This window comes from Algoriphagus sp. A40 (genome assembly GCF_002002735.1).
Classification (GTDB): domain Bacteria; phylum Bacteroidota; class Bacteroidia; order Cytophagales; family Cyclobacteriaceae; genus Algoriphagus.
Genome location: NZ_MUNY01000050.1, coordinates 55,768 through 62,491, shown reverse-complemented (window position 1 = coordinate 62,491; position 6,724 = coordinate 55,768). Strand labels below are relative to the sequence as shown.

Annotated in this window: 5 protein-coding genes; all 5 read left to right on the top strand. The window is 37.9% G+C overall.

Going from position 1 to position 6,724, the window contains the following annotated elements:
• On the top strand, window positions 1-740 hold a 740-nt coding region (locus tag B0E43_RS30480), incomplete at its 5' end, for a glycosyltransferase (protein ID WP_168171940.1).
• A 9-nt stretch (window positions 741-749) separates the two neighbouring features.
• The gene (locus B0E43_RS30475) at window positions 750-2,192 is read left to right on the top strand and encodes a lipopolysaccharide biosynthesis protein (RefSeq protein WP_077349790.1); all 1,443 of its coding nucleotides are present in this window, start codon (window positions 750-752) and stop codon (window positions 2,190-2,192) included.
• Between the two features lie 159 nt (window positions 2,193-2,351).
• A complete protein-coding gene (gene asnB, locus B0E43_RS30470) occupies window positions 2,352-4,229 on the top strand; it encodes an asparagine synthase (glutamine-hydrolyzing) (RefSeq protein ID WP_077349788.1) in 1,878 nt (625 codons plus the stop codon).
• Between the two features lie 54 nt (window positions 4,230-4,283).
• The gene (locus tag B0E43_RS30465) at window positions 4,284-5,414 is read left to right on the top strand and encodes a glycosyltransferase family 4 protein (protein ID WP_077349786.1); all 1,131 of its coding nucleotides are present in this window, start codon (window positions 4,284-4,286) and stop codon (window positions 5,412-5,414) included.
• 6 nt (window positions 5,415-5,420) lie between these two features.
• Window positions 5,421-6,707: a hypothetical protein gene (locus B0E43_RS30460; protein ID WP_077349784.1), complete on the top strand. Its 1,287-nt coding sequence runs from the start codon at window positions 5,421-5,423 to the stop codon at window positions 6,705-6,707.
• The last annotated feature ends 17 nt before the right edge of the window (window positions 6,708-6,724 follow it).

Here is a 6,724-nt window from a genome sequence, read left to right as displayed (position 1 = left end):
ATTTAAATATAGGGATACCTATTACTTATAATCATTCAAATAAAAGCAATTCTACCACAGTCAATTTTGAAAATAAATCTTTTGAAAGGGAAATCAGAATTTTACATTCGCCAAGTAATCCTGTTTCTAAAGGAACAAGTATAATAACAAAGGCAATTGAAAATTTAAAATCTAAAGGATATCTTATTGATTTTATACTTATTCATAATCGTCCATTTCATGAGGTCCTTTTTGAAATACAACGTTGTGATTTTGTGGTCGATCAGATATTTAGTGATACACCAATGGCGGGTTTTGCCACAGAGGCGGCCTGGTTTGGAAAACCAGCAGTTGTAGGTGGATATGGATTGGATAAACTGAAGAAATTTCTTCCTGATGATATGTGGCCTCCCTCAAAGATATGTCTTCCAGATCGCATTGAAGAGGCAATAGAAGATTTGCTAATGAACAAGGAAAATCGGGAAAAATTAGGTAAAGCAGCTCAAGCATTTGTAAGAGATAAGTGGAATGCTGTTGAGGTGGCTAAAAAGTATCTATGCTTGATAAAAGGAGAAATACCTTTGGATTGGATAGTAAATCCTATGGACATTGAATATTTGGAAGGAGTAGGTCAACCTGTTTCAAGAACTAAACTTACCATTCAGCAGCTGACCTCAGCCTATGGAGTTGATGCTCTTCAACTAAGTGATAAGCCGGAATTGGAAACTCTCTTTTTGAAATTTGCAAATGAGCAAAACTGATCCTAGGAAATGATTCGCTCATTTTTAAAAGACAGTGCTATTTATGTCATTCCTTCAATTGTTTCGCGGGGCATGTCTTTATTTTTGGTGCCTCTTTATACAAGAGTACTTTCTCCAGATGATTATGGTGCACTGGATTTATTAATTATGTTTGCTGGGATTGTGAATCTTACTGTTTCTCTTGAAATTTCACAGGCAGTTGCCCGATTTTACTCCGACGAAAGTGATCCGAACAAGAAAGTCGAGTATGCCTCAAGTGGCTTTTGGTTTACACTGATATGCTACTTGTTATTTTTAGTCATATGTTTTTCTTTTTCCGATTATATTTCAACTTTGGTTATGGGAAGGAAGGGATTGGAGCTACCATTTCAAATCGGCCTTGCCTATATTTTTTTCAATGGGTTGATGTATTTTGTTCAAAACCAATTGAGATGGGAACTGAGAAGTAAAGCTTATTCTTTTTTAAGTTTGATATTCTCTTTGTCCACTGCCATTGCTAGCATTTGGCTAGCGTATTTTTTGAATTATGGAATCGAAGGCGTATTGTTCGGCATGACTATCGGAAGCTTCCTTGCTCTTTTAATAGGATGTTGGCAATTGAGGAATTCCATAAGACTTAAAATTAGCCGTAATTCATTATATCCAATGCTGTTCTTTTCAGCTCCTTTGGTTCCTGCAGGCATTGCTATTTGGATCAGCGGATACGTCGACAGAATAATGATAAATCACTTCCTTACTTTGGAGGAAGTCGGCTTATTTGGAATTGGTTTCAGACTTGCTAGCATCGGATCGATTGTAATTGTAGGATTTCAGGCAGCTTTGACTCCGTTAGTTTACACATACCATTCGATGCCTGACACGCCATTTCAGCTATCGCGGATATTTAGGTTATTTTTAGCTTTTTGTATTTTGTTTTTCTTGGGAATCAACCTTTTTGTACACGATATTCTAGCTTTATTCACACAGCCTGCTTTTTATGATGCCTATAAAGTGATAATTTATCTTATCCCATCAATTCTGTTGGGTCAAATGTATATTTTTGCTCCAGGAATTTTCTTGGCAAACAAAACTTCTTATGTATTGTGGATTAATATTTTTGGAGCAATTGTAAATGCTTTGCTTAATTTTATTTTAATACCTTTAATGGGTTTTTCAGGAGCAGGATTAGCGACTATGTTGGGTCAAGGTCTTGTGTTTATCATCTATATGATATTATCTCAACGATATTATCCTGTCCCACATAATTGGTTAAATATTGGGTTAGTAATAGTATTTTCCACCGGATTAATGCTCATTGTGAAGTCATATTACCCGTCAGGCGGGCTGTATTATTTTTTCTGTGTTCTATCGATCATTTTTACAATTTTTAGCTTTATTTTTCTTGGACTAATTAAAAGTGATGAAATGACGGTTGTTGGAAAAAAGATAAAATTAACTTTAGGAATTAACTAGTTTTCAGAATGTCACTTACTGGAGATAAATACAAATTTATAGAGTGGAGTAAACTCAAATCTGTTTTTTTTATCATTTAGGATTTATTAATTAAACAAGTTTTTTTAACAATGCATCCTTATTGTGAATTAGTAGTATCAAGAATATAGTGGACTTAATATGTGTGGAATAGCAGGAATCCTTTCTGAAAATCCCAATCTGGTTTCCAGAGAAAAGCTGGTAAAAATGACTGACTCAATAGTCCACCGTGGGCCGGATGGTTCTGGGCATTGGCTAAGTGAGGACGGCCACGTTGGTTTTGGACATAGAAGATTGTCAATTTTAGACTTGTCCGAGACAGGAGCTCAACCCATGCATTATCTGGGTCGATATACACTCACCTTCAACGGTGAAATATATAATTACCTGGAAATAAAGGCTGACCTGATTAAAAAGGGCTACAAGTTCCGAAGTAACTCAGATACAGAAGTACTTCTGGCACTTTATGATTTAAAAAAAGAAAACTGCCTCCAGGATTTGGATGGCATGTTTGCCTTTGCCATTTATGACAACCTAACCAACGAGGTTTTTTGTGCCCGGGATCGGTTTGGTGAAAAACCATTTTTTTATACCCAGTTTCAAGGTGCTTTTTATTTTGCCTCGGAGATGAAAGAGTTTTGGTCAGTTGGGGTGGAAAAAATTCCAGAACCCGAAATGATCTTCAATTACCTTCATTTTGACTTATTGGATAATCACTCGGACCTGGGTCAGACTTTTTTTAGTAGAGTACGAAAGCTTGCCCCAGGCAATTACCTTATTTGGAAAGAGGGTAAGTTCACCATCAAGAAATATTGGAATATCAATCCCCAGAATCAAAATAAATCCATTGGGCTGAAGGAAGCAAAAGAAAAATTCAGGGCCCTATTTATGGAATCGGTTAGCAGAAGGCTTCGTTCTGATGTATTGGTAGGCTCAAGTTTGTCCGGAGGAATTGATAGCTCCTTGGTAGTTTGTGTAATGGATAACCTCTTAAAAGATCACCCTGAATCTATTCAAAACACCTTTTCTGCCAGATTTAAAAATTTCCATAAGGATGAAGGATATTTTATCCAAAAAGTCCGGGAAAAAACACGGATTACCTCTCACGAGGTGTACAGTGAGATGGATGATTTGGAAACCGTTTTTGACAAAATTTGCTACCATCAGGAGGAACCATTCGGCTCGGCAAGTATCTTGGTTCAATATCAGGTCTATGAGCTAGCCAAAAAGATGGGAGTCACTGTGCTGTTGGATGGTCAGGGAGCAGATGAGATTTTGGCTGGATACCATCCGTATTTTACTACCTTTTTCAATGAAATCAGAAAGCGTTCCGGAGCACAATTCGAAAAAGAGTTCTCCGCATATGCTCAGCTTCATGAAGGAAATACAATTAATGCGAAAATTCCTAAGCCAGGATTGAAACAATCAATTGCTGCAAATTTTCCCGGTTTGGTCAATAAGGTGGCAAGGAAAGTCTTGAACATGCAGATGAAAAATACTGCTTTGATGGCAGAGGATTTTTTCTCGGAATATAAGCCTATGTCGCATAATGACTTTAACTTTGATTTTGGTCATTTGAACAGTCATTTGTATTTCTCTACTTTTGAAGTTGGATTGCCTACACTTCTGAGATATGCTGACAGAAATTCGATGGCACATAGCAGGGAGGTAAGGCTTCCTTTTCTTTCTCACGAATTGGTAGAATTTGTCTTTAGTTTGCCTTCGGAATTGAAAATCAAAGACGGTTGGACTAAATACCTGATGCGAATAGCATTTGAAGATTTGCTTCCGGAAGAAATTACCTGGCGAAAGGACAAAATCGGATTTGAACCGCCACAAAAATCTTGGATGGACAATCCTAATACACAAGAGAAAATAAAAGCCTCAAGGGAAATTTTAAGCAAGGAAGGAATACTGAAAAAAGGGGCGGAAAATCTACCCATCCAATCCCAGGTAGCACACACCAAAGGCGATGGGAGCTGGAATCATTTGATGGTTGCAAAACTTTTTGGAAATTGAGTAAAATCTTTTTGAAAATTGAATAATCGGGTTCTCATTTTATCTTTTTCCCGTATGCACTCTGATCCCCGGGTGTTAAGACAGATCGCCTTTTTCGAAAAGCAAGGATTTGAAATCATTTTGAGTGGATTGGAATATAACGGTGACAAACTTTTTTTTCCTCTTGCTAAATCCAAATCTCCATTCTTCAGAGCACTAAAGCTGTTTATTTTGGTGACTAGATTGACTAGAATCAGAGTCTTGGAGTTTTTGCGGCACAGCAGTTTGAAAGATTTAAGTAGCCAACCCCAAGCTATAGACTTGATTTTAGCAAATGATGCCGAAACTTGGCCTCTGGCTATAGAATTGAAAAAATCACACCCTCTGGCTAAGGTGATCTTTGATGCCCATGAGCAATATGCCAAGGAGTTTAGTGATATGTTTGTTTGGAAATGGTTTCACAAGCGATTTGTAAATTTTGTCTGTGAAAATTACATACCCAAAGCAGATAAATTTATAACAGTATGTGACGGAATTGCCCAGGATTATGCCAAGGAATACGGTGTCGAAGCTCAATTAATTTTGAATACTCCAGATTTTGAAAGCGATTTAGTGCCGAGCCCTGAAAAGGAAAAAATTCAAATCATTCATCACGGAATCGCCAACCGAAGTAGAAAAATTGAAAAAATGATTAACCTGATTGATCATTTGGATTTCCGTTTTGAATTAAAATTGATGCTGGTACCTTCAGATCCGGCTTATTTAAAGCAACTGAAGGAAATGGCCAAAGGCAAAAAGATTGAGTTTTTGGATCCAGTACCCACCCAGGAGATTTCGGCATTTATCAATCGATTCGATATCGGCTTATTCATTTTGGAGCCAGTCAATTTCAATTATGCAAATGCCCTGCCCAATAAATTTTTTGAGTTTATCCAAGCAAGACTGGCTATTGCCATTGGCCCATCTCCTGAAATGAAAAAAATTGTGGAAGCCGAAAAAAATGGAATCGTCACCCAATCCTTTGATGAGTTGGAAATGGCTCGAAATTTAAATGCGCTTTCTATAGAGGAAATTCAGGAAATGAAAGAAGTTTCACATCGAATAGCATGGAAATATTCCAACCATAGAAACGAAAAGGTCATGGAAAGCATGCTTCATGACTTAGGTCTTTTGCAAATCCAGGCTGCTGCTGAGTCAGTCAATTAATCGGTCTTGAAAAAGATCATTCTGGTATCTTTTTATTTTTCCCCCTGTACCCTTACGCCGGCACAGCGGATTACTTATTGGGCCCAAAACTTTCACCGATTTGGATTCTATCCTATCGTCGTCACCCGGGCTTGGAATAAGGACCTCAAGACTCATTTAGACACCAAAGTGCCATTTGGAAAGGAGATAGAAGTTCAAAAATTTCCCAATTTCGAGGTCCATTACCTGCCATTTCAGCCCGGAATCCTGGACTGGACTTACAGAAGATTTGGTGAAGGCAAACTTCGCCCCATTTTTTTGTTGACCAAGTTACTGGATGTATTGATGGCGCAATTCACCCTTGCTTTCACTTCCTATTCCAATTTTTTACCCCATCTCCATAAACTTACTCAAGAAGAAAATCCCGAGAAGATGTTGATTTCAGGGGAGCCTTTTTACCTGTTTCGATTAGGATATAAACTCCGTCGAAAATTTGGGATTTCTTGGATTGCGGATTACCGCGATGATTGGAGTACCAATGAACTTCAGATGGAAAAGGGTGGAAGCAGAATTCGGAAATGGGTGGCAAAATTAGAGTCCAACTATGAAAAAAAGTGGGTTGGAACAGCGGATTCGGTTATTTCCGTATCTCAAGCATACACTCGAAGAATTTGTGATTTTCTAAAGAAACCGGGAATCACGATTCAAAATGGATTTGAAGAATCGCTCCTTGACTTGCCAGAAGTGGGTTTGTATGACCAATTCACTGTCATGTACAGCGGAGTGCTTTACCCATCACAGGAAATCCGATTGATTTTGGAGATCTTGGAGATTTGTACCAAACAAAATCGTCCTTTTAATTTAATTTTCCTGGGTGCTGGATTTGATTTTAAAGAGAAAAAAAGGATTGAGGCCTTGGTTCCCAAACATCTTAGGTCTTTTGTGGAAGTAACAGACCGATTTCCACGCCAAGATGCAATTCAACTGCTCCAGAAAGCCCATGTTCTTTTGGGAATTGCATATGGAAATATGAAAGGAATCCCTTCATCCAAACTATACGAATATTTGGCTATTGGAAAGCCTGTTTTCCTCTGTCCAACTGACAATGACGTAATGGAGGGGATTTTAAAGGAGACAGAGTTAGGATTTTTTGCTAGGAATGCTGAGGAAGGAGTTGAGGTGATTTTGGCGTTGCAGGAACTTTATACGAAAAATGAAAAAGTACTTCAATTCAAGGAAAGTTCTCGTGGGAAAGTCAGAAAGTATTCAAGAATTCATCAGTTGGAAAAATTAGCCGATTATCTTGGAAAATAGTTCGCCACTGGCCGTTT